At 66.7% G+C, this 14,645-nt stretch carries 14 protein-coding genes; 2 read left to right on the top strand and 12 right to left on the bottom strand.

What is annotated here, in order from left to right; translation table 11 throughout:
* Positions 1-5 precede the first annotated feature (5 nt).
* The 5 genes from H7J93_RS05450 to H7J93_RS05430 form a co-directional block, all read right to left on the bottom strand.
* Positions 6-287 (bottom strand): phosphoribosyl-ATP diphosphatase, encoded by a 282-nt coding sequence (locus tag H7J93_RS05450; protein WP_264073108.1) that lies wholly within the window; start codon positions 285-287, stop codon positions 6-8.
* A 39-nt stretch (positions 288-326) separates the two neighbouring features.
* A complete protein-coding gene (locus tag H7J93_RS05445) occupies positions 327-1,793 on the bottom strand; it encodes a sugar porter family MFS transporter (RefSeq protein ID WP_267305263.1) in 1,467 nt (488 codons plus the stop codon).
* A gap of 58 nt (positions 1,794-1,851) precedes the next feature.
* Positions 1,852-2,535: an HAD family hydrolase gene (locus H7J93_RS05440; protein WP_267305262.1), complete on the bottom strand. Its 684-nt coding sequence runs from the start codon at positions 2,533-2,535 to the stop codon at positions 1,852-1,854.
* A gap of 103 nt (positions 2,536-2,638) precedes the next feature.
* Positions 2,639-6,385 (bottom strand): methionine synthase, encoded by a 3,747-nt coding sequence (metH, locus tag H7J93_RS05435; protein WP_267305261.1) that lies wholly within the window; start codon positions 6,383-6,385, stop codon positions 2,639-2,641.
* Positions 6,386-6,590: 205 nt separating this feature from the next.
* The gene (locus H7J93_RS05430) at positions 6,591-6,737 is read right to left on the bottom strand and encodes a hypothetical protein (RefSeq protein ID WP_264073200.1); all 147 of its coding nucleotides are present in this window, start codon (positions 6,735-6,737) and stop codon (positions 6,591-6,593) included.
* A gap of 81 nt (positions 6,738-6,818) precedes the next feature.
* Between H7J93_RS05430 and H7J93_RS05425 the strand changes: the two genes are divergently transcribed.
* Positions 6,819-7,712 carry a PAC2 family protein gene (locus H7J93_RS05425; protein ID WP_267305260.1) on the top strand — a complete coding sequence of 298 codons (894 nt, stop codon included), beginning with the start codon at positions 6,819-6,821 and terminating at the stop codon, positions 7,710-7,712.
* A gap of 103 nt (positions 7,713-7,815) precedes the next feature.
* Here H7J93_RS05425 and H7J93_RS05420 read toward each other — a convergent pair whose 3' ends face one another.
* The 3 genes from H7J93_RS05420 to H7J93_RS05410 form a co-directional block, all read right to left on the bottom strand.
* Positions 7,816-8,694: an SDR family oxidoreductase gene (locus H7J93_RS05420; RefSeq protein WP_267305259.1), complete on the bottom strand. Its 879-nt coding sequence runs from the start codon at positions 8,692-8,694 to the stop codon at positions 7,816-7,818.
* 40 nt (positions 8,695-8,734) lie between these two features.
* Positions 8,735-9,973: a cysteine--1-D-myo-inosityl 2-amino-2-deoxy-alpha-D-glucopyranoside ligase gene (gene mshC, locus H7J93_RS05415; protein WP_267305258.1), complete on the bottom strand. Its 1,239-nt coding sequence runs from the start codon at positions 9,971-9,973 to the stop codon at positions 8,735-8,737.
* Positions 9,974-10,040: 67 nt separating this feature from the next.
* Positions 10,041-10,841, bottom strand: coding sequence for a 3'(2'),5'-bisphosphate nucleotidase CysQ (locus H7J93_RS05410; protein ID WP_308204907.1), 801 nt, complete (start codon positions 10,839-10,841; stop codon positions 10,041-10,043).
* 128 nt (positions 10,842-10,969) lie between these two features.
* On the opposite strand from H7J93_RS05410, the gene H7J93_RS05405 reads away from it, so the two are divergent.
* Positions 10,970-11,686, top strand: a complete 717-nt coding sequence (locus H7J93_RS05405; protein WP_264073223.1) for a Crp/Fnr family transcriptional regulator — start codon at positions 10,970-10,972, stop codon at positions 11,684-11,686.
* Here the strand turns inward: H7J93_RS05405 and H7J93_RS05400 are convergent.
* The 4 genes from H7J93_RS05400 to H7J93_RS05385 are packed head-to-tail and all read right to left on the bottom strand — an operon-like array spanning position 11,637 to position 14,643.
* Positions 11,637-12,482, bottom strand: coding sequence for an SCO1664 family protein (locus H7J93_RS05400; protein ID WP_267305257.1), 846 nt, complete (start codon positions 12,480-12,482; stop codon positions 11,637-11,639). The genes H7J93_RS05405 and H7J93_RS05400 overlap by 50 nt on opposite strands.
* Positions 12,466-13,053, bottom strand: a complete 588-nt coding sequence (locus H7J93_RS05395) for a DUF3090 domain-containing protein (protein WP_083151113.1) — start codon at positions 13,051-13,053, stop codon at positions 12,466-12,468. Before H7J93_RS05395 ends, H7J93_RS05400 begins: the two co-directional genes overlap by 17 nt.
* 58 nt (positions 13,054-13,111) lie before the next feature.
* Complete coding sequence (locus tag H7J93_RS05390) at positions 13,112-13,816, bottom strand: histidine phosphatase family protein (RefSeq protein ID WP_267305256.1); 705 nt, start codon at positions 13,814-13,816, stop codon at positions 13,112-13,114.
* Complete coding sequence (locus tag H7J93_RS05385) at positions 13,813-14,643, bottom strand: undecaprenyl-diphosphate phosphatase (RefSeq protein ID WP_267305320.1); 831 nt, start codon at positions 14,641-14,643, stop codon at positions 13,813-13,815. The genes H7J93_RS05390 and H7J93_RS05385 overlap by 4 nt, the downstream gene beginning before the upstream one ends.
* Positions 14,644-14,645 lie beyond the last annotated feature (2 nt).

The raw sequence follows: 14,645 nt of genomic DNA, 5'->3' as shown, positions 1-14,645 counted from the left end.
GGCGCTCACAGTTTCGAGTACACGTCATCGAGGGTGAGGCCGCGGGAGATCATCAGCACCTGCGTCCAGTACAGCAACTGGCTGATCTCTTCGGCCAGCTGTTCGTCGCCCTCGTGTTCGGCCGCCAGCCATACCTCGCCGGCCTCTTCCAGAACCTTCTTGCCGAGCCCGTGTACACCGCCGTCCAGCGCGGCCACGGTGCCGCTGCCGGGCGGCCGGGTGCGGGCACGCTCGCTCAATTCAGCGAACAGGGCGTCGAAGGTCTTCACGGCAGGCGATTGTTTCACGTCGCGCGTGGTGCGGTCACGCCGGTTTACCCGCTGCGGTCAGTGTCCGGCCGGACCCGCCTGGTGGTGCACGACATCGGTGCCCATGTCCTCGAGGTGTTTGCCCTTGGTTTCAGCCACCCAGCGCCACACGAAGAGGAACGACAGCACCGCGCAGATCGCATAGAAGCCGTACGCGATACCGAGCGAGAAGTCGCCGAGCGCGGGGAACGACGCCGTGATCGCGCAGTTGGCGATCCACTGGGCTGCGGCGGCCAGTCCGAGCGCGGCGCCGCGGATGCGGTTGGGGAACATCTCGCCGAGCAGCACCCACACCACCGGGCCCCAGGACATGCCGAACGAGACGACGAACAGGTTGGCCGCAATCAATGCGATCACCCCCGCCGTCGCCGACGGATCCGGTTGGCCGTCGACCACCGGAGCGGTGCCGAAGATCACCGCCATGGTTCCGAGCGTGATGGCCATGCCCGCCGATCCGACCAGCAACAGCGGCTTGCGGCCGATCTTGTCGATCAACGCGATCGCGATGAGGGTCGTGACGATGTTGGTCACCGACGTGACGACGGTGATGGTGAACGCCTGGCTTTCCTCCCAGCCGACGGACTCCCACAGCACGTTCGAGTAGTAGAAGATCACGTTGATGCCGACGAATTGCTGGAAAACGGACAGGAATACGCCCACCCAGACGATTCCGTAGATGCCTCCGGTCGGCTTACGCAGATCCGACCATGACGGCGGCTTCTCGGATTTCAGCGACTCCTGGATGCGCGTGATCGTCAGCTCCAGGTTCTTCTCCCCCAGCAACTTCGTCAGCACCCTGCGGGCCTCCGGAATGCGGAAGGTGGCAACGAGATAACGCGGCGACTCGGGAATCGTGAAGGCGAGGCTGCCGTACAGGACCGCAGGCACCGCCATCACGATGAACATCCAGCGCCATGCCTCCAAACCCAGCCACAGCTCTTCGCGCGCCCCACCCGCGAGGCGCGCCAACAGCGCATCGACAGCCAGCGACACGAAGATGCCGGTCACGATCGCGAGCTGCTGTAGCGACCCGAGCCGGCCCCGGATCCGCGGCGGCGAGGTCTCGGCGATGTATGCGGGCGCGATGACGGATGCCACGCCGACACCCAGCCCGCCGATCACCCGGAACAGGCCGAACATCCAGACCCCGGTCGCCAGACCGGTGCCGAAGGCGCTGATGAGGAACAGCACCGCGGCGAGTTTCATGACCGCCAGGCGTCCAATCTTGTCCGCCAGCCGGCCCGCGACCACGGCGCCTGCCGCCGCTCCGATGAGCGCTGCTGCGACCGCGATACCCAACGCGAGCTTGCTCATGCCGAAGTGGTGTTCCACGGCCGACACCGCGCCGTTGATGACCGCACTGTCGTAGCCGAACAGCAGGCCGCCGAGAGCGGCGACCGCGGCGATGCGGACCACGCGACCGCTGTGCTCGGATTCCTCGTAATCCAGTCCTGCCGATGAATCCCCGACGGGCCCGTGAGTCATATGACCGCCTTCCGCAGCTGTGCGTGACCGGCTTCACATTCAATCACTTATGCCGTTGTCAGGCGGTGCGTTCCCCCAACTGTGAACTCAGTTCGGTATGTGCAATCCGTAGGTCAGAGACCGACACGTGGGCCAGCGACGGGATTTGCCGGCGCCGCGGACCGGACGGCACAGCAACGTCGTTGGGCACCACCAGCACCGGGCATCCCGCGGCCTCCGCCGCAGCCGTGCCGGTCACCGAATCCTCGATCGCCAGACATTGCGCCGGAGCGAAGCCCAACAGCTCCGCGGCACGGGCGTAGATGTCGGGTTCGGGTTTGGCGCGGCGCACCTCGTCACCGCACACCGATGCGGAGAAGTAATGCCGACCAATACTTTTCAGCGCCTGCTCGGTGAGAACGCGGCGGGTGTTGGTCACCAACGCCATCGGGACGCCGTCGGCGAGAAGCGCGTCGAGCAGCTCACGTGCGCCCGGCAGCCAAGGCAGACCGGCTTCGAACAGTTCACCAGTTCTGTCGTGCAACCAGTCCGCGGACTCAGCCATGGCCGCGGGGTCGGGGTCCAGACCGAGATCGTTGTAGACGGTCGTCATGACACTCTCCGCTGAACCGCCGACCGTCGACTCACGCACCTCAGGGGTCAGGACACCGCCGAGGCGCGCGTAGAGCTCGTGCATCGAGATGTCCCAGAGCTTTTCGGAGTCGACGAGGGTGCCGTCCATGTCGAACAGCACCGCACGCATAACCGAATTGTCTCACTCATCGACTGCGAGCACGAAATCCGTGTGGCCGGGACCACAGTCCACGATCGCGGCGCCACACGAAAAGCCTTGTGGCCGTTGACTCCTAGTCTTCCGGGTTGTAGCCCAGGTTGGGCGCGAGCCAGCGCTCGGCCTCCTGCAGCGTCCAGCCCTTGCGGCGCGCGTAGTCGGCGACCTGGTCCTGGGCCAGTCGGCCCACGACGAAGTACTGCGACTGCGGATGCGAGAAGTACCAACCGCTCACGGCGGCGCCGGGCCACATCGCCATCGACTCGGTCAGCTCGATACCGGTGCGAGCAGAAGCATCCAACAGCTTGAAGAGCGTCACCTTCTCGGTGTGCTCCGGGCACGCCGGATAGCCAGGGGCAGGGCGGATTCCGACGTACTTCTCGCCGATCAGCGCGTCGTTGTCCAGCTGCTCGTCGGGCTGGTATCCCCAGAACTCCTTGCGGACGCGCTGATGCATCCGTTCGGCGAACGCCTCCGCCAGCCGGTCGGCCAGCGATTCCAGCAGGATCGCGCTGTAGTCGTCGTTGGCGGCCTTGAACTCCGCGATCTTCTCACCGCTGCCGAGCCCCGCGGTCACCGCGAACGCACCGACGTAGTCCTGCAGGCCCGTGTCTTTGGGGGCGACGAAGTCACCTAGCGAACGGTTCGGGATGCCGTCGCGGTGCTCACCCTGCTGGCGCAGGTTGTGCAGCGTCGTCAGCACCTCGGTGCGGGTCTCGTCGGTGTAGACCTCGATGTCGTCGCCGACCGCGTTGGCCGCGAAGAACCCGATCACCCCGTTGGCCGTCAGCCACTTCTCCTTGATCAGGGTGTCGAGCATCTCCTGGGCGTCGTCGTACAGCTTGCGGGCCGCCTCGCCCGACGCCGGATTGTTGAGGATGTCCGGGAAGCGGCCCTTCATCTCCCAGGCGTTGAAGAACGGCTGCCAGTCGATGAACTCTCGCAGCTCGGCGAGGTCGTAGTCGGAGAAGTCGCGAACGCCCAGACCTTGGGCGGGTACCGGCGGCGTGTAGCCGTCCCAGTCGATCGGCGTCCGGTTGGCGCGCGCCTTCTCCAAGGTCACCATCGGCCGCTCGTTCTTCTGGGCGTGCCGTTCGCGCAGCGATGCGTAATCCTTCTCGGTGGCCTCGAGCAGCGCGGGGCGCTGCTTGTCATCGAGCAACGCGGCCGCGACGGGCACCGAACGCGACGCGTCCTTGACCCACACCACCGGGCCCGAGCGGCGCGGGGAAATCTTGACCGCCGTGTGCGCACGCGAGGTCGTCGCGCCGCCGATCAGCAGCGGAATCTCCAACCCCGCGCGCTCCATCTCGACCGCGAAGTTCGCCATCTCGTCGAGCGACGGCGTGATCAGCCCGGACAGCCCGATGATGTCGGCGCCATGCTCCTTGGCGGCGTCCAGGATCTTTTGCGCGGGCACCATCACACCGAGGTCGATCACCTCGAAGTTGTTGCACTGCAACACGACTCCGACGATGTTCTTGCCGATGTCGTGGACGTCGCCCTTGACGGTGGCCATGACGATCGTGCCGTTGGTGTCCTTGGACCCGGCCGTACCGTTCTCTTCCTTCTCGGCCTCGATGAACGGCAGCAGGTACGCGACGGCCTTCTTCATCACGCGGGCGGACTTCACGACCTGAGGCAGAAACATCTTGCCCGAGCCGAAGAGGTCCCCGACGACGTTCATGCCGTCCATCAGCGGGCCCTCGATCACCTCGATCGGGCGCCCGCCCGCCGCGGCGATCTCGGCCCGCAGTTCCTCGGTGTCCTCGTCGACATGCGCGTCGATGCCCTTGACCAACGCGTGCGTGATCCGCTCGCGGACCGGCAAGGATCGCCACTCCGCCGCTTCCGCTTCGTCGGTCTTCTCGGATTTGTTGAAGCGTTCCGCGATCTCCAGCAGTCGTTCGGCGGCATCCTCGCGGCGGTTCAGCACGACGTCCTCGATCCGGTCCCGCAGCTCGGGGTCGATCGAGTCATAGGGCACCAGCGCGCCAGCGTTGACGATGCCCATGTCCAGGCCGGCCTTGATGGCGTGGAACAGGAACACCGCGTGGATCGCCTCGCGGACCGGGTTATTGCCACGGAACGAGAACGACACGTTGGAGATGCCGCCGGAGATGTGCACTCCGGGCAGGTTCTCCTTGATCCAGCGGCACGCCTCGATGAAGTCGATGCCGTACGTCGCGTGCTCCTCGATACCCGTCGCCAGCGCGAAGCAGTTCGGGTCGAAGATGATGTCCTCGGGCGGGAAGCCGACCTCCTCGGTCAGGATCCGGTAGGCGCGGCCGCAGATCTGCTTGCGACGCTCCAGGTTGTCGGCCTGGCCCTGTTCGTCGAAGGCCATCACGACGACGGCGGCGCCGTACTTGCGGCACTGCCGGGCCTCCCGGATGAACTTCTCCTCGCCCTCCTTCATCGAGATCGAGTTGACGATCGGCTTGCCCTGCACGTTCTTCAGGCCGGCCTCGATGACCTCCCACTTCGAGGAGTCGATCATCACCGGGACGCGGCTGATGTCCGGCTCGGACGCGATCAGCTTGGTGAACCGATCCATCGCGGCGACGCCGTCGATCATGCCCTCGTCCATGTTGATGTCGATGATCTGGGCACCGACCTCGACCTGTTGCAGGGCGACCGACAGCGCGGTGTCGTAGTCCTCGGCCTTGATCAGATTGCGGAAGCGGGCCGATCCGGTGATGTTGGTGCGCTCACCGATGTTCACGAACAGCGAGTTGTCGTCGATGTTGAGCGGCTCCAGGCCAGAAAGCCGCGTCGCCACCGGGACCTCCGGCACCTGCCGCGGCGCCTTGCCCTCGACGGCCTTGGCGATCTCGGCGATGTGCGCGGGCGTAGTACCGCAGCACCCACCGACGAGGTTGACGAAGCCCGCGTCGGCGAACTCGGCGACGTAGCCGGCCTGGCGGGTCGGGAACTCGTCGTACTCGCCGAAGGCATTGGGCAGGCCTGCGTTCGGATAGCAGGACACGAAGGTGTCCGCGATCCGCGACATCTCGGCGATGTAGGGCCTCATCTCAGGGGCGCCCAGCGCGCAGTTGAGTCCGACCGCGAGCGGCTTGGCGTGCCGGATCGAGTTCCAGAACGCCTCGGTGACCTGGCCGGACAGCGTCCGCCCAGACGCGTCGGTGATGGTGCCGGAGATGATGACGGGCCAGCGGCGTCCACGCTCCTCGAACAGCGTCTCGATGGCGAAGATCGCGGCCTTGGCGTTGAGCGTGTCGAAGATCGTCTCGACGATCAGCAGGTCTGCGCCGCCGTCGAGCAGTCCCCTCGCGGCGTCGTAGTAGGCGGCGACCAACTGGTCGTAGGAGACGTTGCGGGCGCCGGGATCGTTGACGTCCGGCGAGATCGACGCAGTCCGCGTCGTCGGCCCAAGCGCCCCGGCGACGTAGCGGGGTTTGTCCTGGGTGCTGAACTCGTCGCACGCCTTACGGGCCAGCGCGGCGCCTTCGTAGTTCAGCTCGTAGGCCAGCTCTTCCATGCCGTAGTCGGAGAGCGAGACCGCGTTGGCGTTGAACGTGTTGGTCTCGAGGATGTCGGCACCCGCCTCGAGGTACTCGCGGTGGATTCCCTCGATGATCTGCGGCTGGGTGAGGGTGAGCAGGTCGTTGTTGCCCACGACATCGCTGGGCCAGTCCTTGAACCGCTCCCCCCGATAGCCCGCCTCGTCCGGCCGATCGCGCTGGATCGCCGTGCCCATCGCGCCGTCGATCACCAGGATCCGCTGACGCAGCGCAGACGTCAGTTCGTCGGTGCAGTCGGGTCGGATGTTGGGTTGCAGAGCGTTCTCCGGGGAGCTCACGTACGTTCCTTCCTTAACGGAAGGCGTCCTTGTCTCTGCCGAGCGTGGCGGTCACCGGTTGTCACCGGGAACCGTTGCAACGCCTCTCGACCAGAAAAGTCTACGTCGTCTTCGGATCGACGTGTGGACGCCCATGTCATCGCCGCGACCGGCAGCGACCCCGCTGCAGAGCAGAGTCCCGTCGGATCAGTCGTCGTCACCAGGCCTAACCAGATTGCAGCCGAACGTATTTCGTTTCGACCACGCCGGCATACGTGGCGCTGAGGAGCTGGTTGTAACCGCCCACCGGGACCCGCGTCGAGGCGGCGCCGACCAAATCGGCGTCGTCGGTGCGATCGTTCACAACAGTCACAAAGCCAGGGTAGTCGTTTTGGCGAATCAACCCGTGTGGCGATGCCGCTCCTAGCCGCCATACAGGGCTTACGCTGGCCTTGTGACCCCGTCGGATGCGAGCGGCTACCCCAAACCGCCCGACCTGCCCAAACTGAGCGAGACGATCGTCGTCGCGGCCTTCGAGGGCTGGAATGACGCAGGTGACGCGGCCAGTGACGCGCTGGAGCACCTGGACGCGATCTGGGAAGCCGAGCCGATCATCGAGATCGACGACGAGGCGTACTACGACTATCAGGTGAACCGGCCGGTGATTCGGCAGGTCGACGGCGTGACCCGGGAGTTGGTGTGGCCGTCGATGCGGATTTCGCACTGCAGGCCGCCGGGATCGAACCGCGACATCGTGCTGATGCACGGCGTGGAGCCCAACATGCGCTGGCGCACCTTCTGCGCGGAGTTGCTCGCGATCGCCGACAAGCTCAACGTGCAGACGGTCGTCATCCTGGGTGCGCTGCTGGCCGACACGCCGCACACCCGTCCGGTGCCGGTGTCCGGCGCGGCGTACTCCCCCGAATCCGCGAGGGTCTTCGGGTTGGAGGAGACGCGGTACGAAGGACCGACGGGCATCGCCGGGGTGTTCCAGGATGCGTGTGTGCAAGCCGGTATCCCGGCGGTGACGTTCTGGGCGGCGGTGCCCCATTACGTCTCGCAGCCGCCGAACCCCAAGGCCACCGTGGCGCTGCTGCGCCGGGTCGAAGACGTACTCGACATCGAGGTGCCGCTCGCCGACCTGCCGACGCAGGCCGAAGAGTGGGAGATGGCCGTCACCGAGATGACCACCGAGGATGACGACATCGCCGAATACGTGCAGTCACTGGAGGAACGTGGCGACGCCGAGGTGGACATGCATGAGGCGATCGGCAAGATCGACGGCGACGCGCTGGCCGCCGAGTTCGAGCGGTATCTGCGTCGACGCGGGCCAGGCTTCGGGCGGTAGCCCGATGGACCAGCACTGTGGGCGGTAGCCCCCGTTGAACCAGCGGTGGCCTGACCCACGAGGGTCAGGCCATCACTCCTTGGGACACAGTGGGTTTCGTCGCTCAGTGCTTCTCGAGCGCTTCGGTGCGGGCGCTCATCGACCGGCCGTGCGCGGCTACCTCCGCATCCATCTTCGGGAGCATCTCCGGAACGTCCTTCAGCGTCAGCGACTCACCGATCCGGGACGACAGCAGTGGTTTCAGCCAACGCAGGACTCCGACGAAGCCCGGGCAGTTGATCTGGCGCTTACGCTCTTCGATGCCCTTGACGAACACCTCACCGCACTTCTCGACGGAGGTGGTCTTGCCGAGGGGACCCGGCAGCTTGCGCAGCATCTCCTGGAAGGTCGCCGACTCGTCCTTGGCATCGCGGACCATCGGCGTGTCGATCCACAGCATGTGCGCGGACCCGACGTCGACGCCCCGGTATGCGAGCTCGAGGCGAAGGGCGTTGGCGAACTGCTCCACGGCGGCCTTGGACGTGTCATAGGGCACCATGCCCGCCGCGGGCGCGTAGGCGGCCGCCGAGGACACGACCAACACGTATCCGCGCCGCTCGATGATCGAGGGCAGCGCGGCCCGCACTGTGTGGAACACGCCAAGCACGTTCACGTCGATCAGGGTCTTGAAGGCCTCGGGGTCGACGGCCAACAGCGATCCGTGGGTCGCGATGCCGGCATTGGCCATCACGACGTCGATGCCGCCGAACCGGTCGACACCGGCATCGGTGGCGGTTTGCATGGCCGCCAGGTCGCGGACGTCCGCCACGACGGTGCACACGCGGTCCTCACCGAGCCTGGTGGCCAGGTTTTTCAGCGCGGCCTCGTCCAGATCCGTGAGCACCAGCTTGGCGCCCTTGTCGTGCAGACGGCGGGCCACCTCAGCCCCGATGCCGTTCCCCGCGCCGGTGATCAGGACGACTTTTCCGTTTACAGATCCCATGGGCGAAACGTACTCCACCCGATTGCGACGCCGGGTGGGTCTACAGCTTGATGCCGAGCAGTGCGTCGACCGCGGTCGCCACCGTCTGCGGCGCCTGCGCGTCGTGGCCGCCGTAGGTCAGCGCATCCGTCGTCCAGCCATCAAGTGCGGCAAGCGCTTTCGGGGTGTCCAGATCGTCCGCCAGATAGCGGCGGACGCGGGCCACCACGTCGCCCGCATCAGGTCCGGCCGGCAAGGCCACCGCGCTGCGCCACCGCTGCAACCGCTCGTTGGCCTCGTCGAGAACCGCGGCGCTCCATGACCGGTCGGCGCGGTAGTGGCCCGCGAACAGACCCAGCCGGATGGCCGCCGGATCGACGCCCTCGGTGCGCAGGGTGGAAACCAGCACGAGGTTGCCGCGACTCTTGCTCATTTTGTGGCCGTCCCAGCCGATCATGCCTGCGTGCACGTAGTGGCGCGCGAATCGGCGCTCCCCCGTCACCGATTCGGCGTGGGCGGCCGAGAACTCGTGGTGGGGGAAGATCAGGTCCGAGCCGCCGCCCTGGATGTCCAGACCGGTGCCGATGCGGCTCAAGGCGATCGCGGCGCATTCGACGTGCCAGCCGGGCCGGCCGGCCCCGAATGGCGACGGCCAGCTCGGCTCTCCAGGGCGCTGCGCCCGCCACAGCAGGGCGTCCAGCGCGTCGCCCTTACCCGGGCGGTCGGGGTCGCCGCCACGCTCGGCGAACAGCCGCATCATGGTGTCGCGGTCGTATCCCGATTCGTAGCCGAACTGGGGCGTGGCGTCGGCGCGGAAGTACACGTCCGGGTACTCGGCATCATCGGCGATGTAGGCCGAGCCCGCGGCCAGCAGCTTCTCGACGACCTCGATGACCTCGGCGATCGCCTCGGTGGCCGCCACGTAGTCATGGGGCGGCAGCACCCGCAGGGCGGCCATATCCTCGCGGAACAGGTCTGTCTCCCGGTCGGCCAGCTGGCGCCAGTCGATGCCGTCGCGGTCGGCGCGTTCGAAAAGCGGATCGTCGACGTCGGTGATGTTCTGCACGTAGTGCACCTGATGTCCCGAATCCAGCCACACGCGGTGGACCAGATCGAAGGTCAGGTAGGTGGCGGCGTGGCCGAGGTGGGTGGCGTCGTACGGGGTGATGCCGCAGACGTACATGGTGGCCGTTTCGCCGGCTGTCACCGGACGGACCTGCCGGTCGGCACTGTCGTAGAGCCGCAGTTGCGGGCCGCGGCCGTCAAGTGCCGGAACGGGGGGCGCCGGCCACGATTTCATAGCGTCGACTTTAAGCATCAGGGGATGCGACACCGCGAGGGGCTGTTTCATTCCCGTCAATCTCGGGTCAGCGGTTCCGGTACGCCGACAGGATGCCCTCGAGCAGCACGTCCGCGAGCTCCGCCCGGCACATCAGAAGGTCGGGCAGATACGGATCGGGCCGGTTGTAAATCAGCGGCGAGCCGTCCAGCCGCGACGCATGCAAGCCCGCCGCGGCCACCACACCGGCGGGCGCAGCCGAATCCCACTCCCACTGCCCGCCGGCGTGGACGTAGGCGTCGACGTCGCCGCGGACCACGGCCATCGCCTTGGCACCCGCCGAGCCGATCCGCACGAGCTGGATGTCGAGCCGCTCGCGTAACCACCACAGCACCGGCGGCGGCCGGTTGGCGCTCGCCGTGATGAGGATCGGCCCCTCCTTGCGGCGCGGCGGCGGGGTCACGGTGTCGGAGCGGTACACCTCACCCCTGGCGGGCAGCGCGACGGCCGCGTCGGTGATGCCGCCGTTCGGTCCACGGGTGTGAAAGGCCGTCGCTCCCGGAGCACCAAAGCGCTGCCACAGCGCGATGTGCACGGCCCAGTCCGCCCGGCCGGGCATCGAGTACTCGTGGGTGCCGTCGACGGGGTCGACGATCCAGACCCGGTCGGCCTGCACGCGGGCGATGTCGTCGACCGCCTCCTCCGACAACACGGCGTCGTTCGGGCGCTCGGCACGCAGCCGGTTGAGGATCAGGGTGTTGGCACGGCGGTCTCCCGCGTCCCCGAGGTCGTACGGATCGTAGAAGCCGATCTCCTCCCGCATGGCCACCAACATCTCGCCGGCTTCTCGGGCCACCTCGGCGGCCAGCGCCGCATCGGTCAGGCTCACCGGCTCAGTAGATCATGAAGGTTTAGTTCGGCCCGGCCGTGGAATCCTGTGCGTCGTCGATTGCGCGGAAGGTAGACCGCAGGGTGAAACAGCCGATCAAGTTCGCGCCGCCCCAGCGCGCCGCCGCGGTGCTGGCCCGGGTGGGGTTCCTCGCCGGGCTCGACGCCAGTGTCACCTTCGCCCTTGCCCAACAGCTGCGGCAGGTGCAGATGTCGCGTGGCGACACCGTCTACCGCCAGGGTGAGCCCGCCGACGGGCTACACATCGTGCTGGAAGGCAAGGTCAAGATCTGCTGTCACTCCGCCGACGGCCGGGAGCAGCTGCTGGCGATCCGCGGACCCAGTGACATCTTCGGCGCGGTCTCGGTGCTCGACTCGGGTCCGCGCACCGCGACGGCGACCGCGGTCACGGACGTCTGTACGGCCGTCGTGGACAGCGAAACCCTGCAGGGGTGGATGACCGAGCATCCGCAGATCGCACAACAGCTGCTGCGCTTCATGGCCGCACAGCTGCGAATGGCCCGCAATCACCGGCTCGACGTCATCTTCGACGATGTGCCCAGTCGGGTCGCCAAGGAACTGCTGAGCCTGGCACAGCGCTTCGGAGTTCAGCAGGGGGAATCCTGGCGGGTGACGCACGATCTGACTCAGACCGAGATCGCTCAGTTGGTCGGCGCCACTCGGGAGAGCGTCAACAAGGCGCTGTGCGATTTCGTGCAGCGCGGATGGATCACGACCGATGCCAAGACGACGGTCATTCACCGACCGCAGCAGCTGGCCAAACGCGCCTGGGGCGCTAGAACGCCGGCCACGGGATCGGGCGTCGCCGATCCGGTGTCGGCATAACCGGATCATCAAGCAGTGCAATAATTCTCGCCAGCAATGCGGCGACTTCCCGCTCGGTGATGTGTTCGCCCAGCGCCTCCCCCAGGCCGTTGCGCAGCTGATCACGCAGGCCGGCAACGGCTTCCATGGTCTGATCGTCGACCGGCTTGCCCGCCCAGCCCCACAGCACGGTTCTGAGCTTGTCCTCGACGTGCAGGCTCACCCCGTGATCCACGCCGTATACCCGGCCGTCGACGCCGCACAGGATGTGCCCGCCCTTGCGGTCGGCGTTGTTGATCAACACGTCGAAGACCGCCATCCGGCGTAACCGGACGTCGTCGGCGTGCACGAGAGTCACTTCGTTGCCCGCGTAGTCGTACGCCTGCAGGATCGGTAGGAAGCCGGGTGGGACCTCGCCGGCGGGCAGCAGATCGACGAGATCCGGTCCTTCCGCAGGTTCGTCGCCTACCTCGGTCAGGCTCTCGCCGGGCTGATCGACCCACCGCTGCAGCATGCCCCGCCCGGCCGGCCCATCACGAATGATCGTGTAGGGCACGACGTTCCAGCCCAGCGCCTCCGACACCAGGTATGCGCCGCGTTCACGACCCGCAAGGGTGCCGTCGGGAAAGTCCCACAGCGGTGCCTCCCCCGCGATCGGCTTGTACACGCAATGTGCTTGCCGCTCACCGAGATGCGCTTCGCACAGGAAGGTGGCATTGCTCGCCGAGCGGATACGTCCGATGACAGTCAGTTCGCCGCGCCGCAGCACCTCATCGGAGTCACGAGCGGAATCTGATCCGCTATCCGTCGGCGTCATCGTCGGAACCGGCGATGGCGCCGCGCAGGTAGCCGTTCGTCCGCACGCAGATGTGGCCCTCGGGGTCGAGCGGTTCGTCGCACAGCGGGCAGGGCGGTCGGCCCGCCGAGATCACCCGGTTGGATCGCGTCGCGAATTCGCGCGCCGATTCGGGCGTCAGGAAGACGCGGACCGCGTCAGGTCCCTCTTCCGCGTCATCGAGCACCACGGAGGCGTCGAATTCGCTATCGGAGACCGCGAGCAGTTCGACGACGACGGTCTGCGCCTCCGAGTCCCAGCCCAGGCCCATGGTCCCGACCCGGAACTCGGCGTCGACCGGGGTGATCAGCGGGCTCAGATCCTCGACTTCACCGGTCTCCGGCGGTATCGGAGTGCCGAAACGGCGGTTGATCTCGAGCAGTAGCGCGGCGATCCGCTCGGCGAGCACGGCAACCTGCTGCTTCTCCAAGATCACTGACACCACGCGTTTGTCGTGGACGGCCTGTAGGTAGAACGTCCGGTTGCCGGGTTGCCCAACGGTCCCGGCCACGAAGCGGTCGGGTGTGCGGAAGACGTGAATTGCGCGGGCCATGGCACTTTCCAAAATACCGGTTATGGCGGCGTCAGCCGCAATCCCGGGGGCGCGTCCGCTAACCGGTCGAGCCGCCGACCACCGCATCGTCGGGCGGCACTTCACCGTCTTCCGATGCGTCCTTCGGCGGTTTTGCGAGCAGTCCGGCTGTCAACTGGTCGCCGGTGTGGTTGACGTGGATGACGAACGGGCGCACCGCGGTGTAACGGATCACACTCATCGATGCCGGGTCCGCCGTGATGCGTTGAAAGCTGTCGAGATGCGTGCCCAGCGCGTCGGCCACGATCGCCTTGATGACATCGCCGTGGGTGCATGCGAGCCACAGCACGTCGCCGTTGTGCTCTTCGGCGAGCCTGCGGTCGTGCTCGCGCACGGCGGCCACAGCCCGCGACTGGACCGCGGCGAGTCCCTCCCCTTCGGGGAACACCGCCGCGCTGGGCTGCTGCTGCACCACCGACCACAGCGGTTCCTTGACCAGTTCGCCGATCTTGCGGCCCGTCCAGGAGCCGTAGTCGACCTCGGAGATGCGCTCGTCGACGACCGGCTCCAGACCTAATGCCGCGGCCAGCGGTTGCACGGTGCGTTCGCAACGCAGCAGGGGTGAGCGCACGATCGCCTTGATCGGCAGCATTCCGATCCGCCGGACCAGCCCCTCGGCCTGTTGCTGTCCCTTGTCGTCGAGGTCGACGCCTTCGCTGCGGCCGGCGAGGGTGTGGGCGGTGTTCGATGTCGACCGGCCGTGGCGCAACAAGATGACTGTCATACCGCCGCCACCACCCCGGTGCCGAGCAGGATCAGCACGACGGTGCCGAGCAGCACGCGGTAGCCGACGAACCAGTACATGCTGTGGCGCACCAGGAATCGCAGGAACCAGGCGACGGCGGCGAATCCGACCACGAACGCGATGACCGTCGCGACGAACAACTGCGGACCGCTGGCGCTCATCCCCTCGCCGTTGGGATTAAAGGCGTGGGGCAGTGAGTACAGCCCCGATGCGAACACCGCCGGAATGGCGAGCAGGAAGCCGAACCGCGCGGCGAGCTCACGCTCCATACCGAGAAAAAGCCCGGCGCTGATGGTCGCGCCCGATCGCGACACACCGGGAATCAGCGCCAGACACTGTGCGAGACCGACGATGATGCTGTCCTTCCACGTGAGCTGTTCGACGCGGCGCGTCTGCCGGCCGTAGTACTCCGCCGCGGCGATGACCGCCGAAAATACAATCAGCGCGATCGCAATCAACCACAGATTGCGTGCGCCCGTTCGGATTTGGTCCTTGAACAACAGGCCGAACACACCGATCGGGATCGTGCCGATGATCACCCACCAGCCCAGCCAGTAGTCGGAGGTGCGGTGCGCGGTCACGAAGAGGCCGTTGAACCACGCCTTGATGATGCGGGCGATGTCGCGGGCGAAGTAGACCAGCACCGCCACCTCGGTGCCGAGCTGGGTGACCGCGGTGAACGATGCTCCTGCGTCGTCGGCGAAGAACACCCGCGACGCGATTGCCAGGTGTCCCGACGACGACACGGGCAGAAATTCCGTCAGCCCCTGCAGAATCGCGAGAACGATCACCTGGACCCACGACATCG

This window comes from Mycobacterium barrassiae (assembly GCF_025822765.1).
GTDB lineage: Bacteria > Actinomycetota > Actinomycetes > Mycobacteriales > Mycobacteriaceae > Mycobacterium > Mycobacterium barrassiae.
This window is presented reverse-complemented; position numbering and strand designations above follow the sequence as displayed.